Annotated in this window: 1 protein-coding gene; it reads right to left on the bottom strand. The window is 57.9% G+C overall.

The features are described 5' to 3' along the window. Positions 1 to 541 (bottom strand): VOC family protein (locus tag PY649_RS35345; protein WP_285873619.1); only part of this gene is annotated, 541 nt, incomplete at both ends.

The raw sequence follows: 541 nt of genomic DNA, 5'->3' as shown, positions 1-541 counted from the left end.
ATAATAGTAATGGGTTCCGCCCTTTTCATCGAGGTAATCCGTCTTCTTGATCAGCCGCAGCCCGACTGTCTCCACGAAAAACTTCTCGGTCCGCTCCGCATTGCTGGAGATGGACGTGATGTGATGGAAGCCACGCAGGGCATAGTCGTCGGTGATCGTCGGCATCGGCGTCGGCCAGGTTTCGGCGGCCACCAACAACTCGCTGCGACCTCCGACAAGGTTTTCTTCCGGCTGGTGCTTGAATTCCGAACCAAGAACAGCCTCGTCGTGTCCAAAACCGGGCTCCGATGTCGCGATCTCGATGATCGCTCCGTCCGGATCGCGCAGGTAGATCGCGTGGAAATAGTTGCGGTTATAGGGGCCGGTTACGTGAATTCCGAGATCGGTAAGCCGGCGCTTCCATTTCAGCAATCCATTTCGGTTGGGCACGTGCAGTGCCAGATGATGGTTCGTGCCGGCACCCCAGCGGCCCTTCGGGTCACCTGCGCGAGGGTTTGAAACCGCATCGGCCACCAACGCCGGATCGGTAAATCCATCCTTT

This window comes from Rhizobium mayense (assembly GCF_030272705.1).
GTDB classification, from domain to species: Bacteria; Pseudomonadota; Alphaproteobacteria; order Rhizobiales; family Rhizobiaceae; genus Rhizobium; species Rhizobium mayense.
This window is presented reverse-complemented; position numbering and strand designations above follow the sequence as displayed.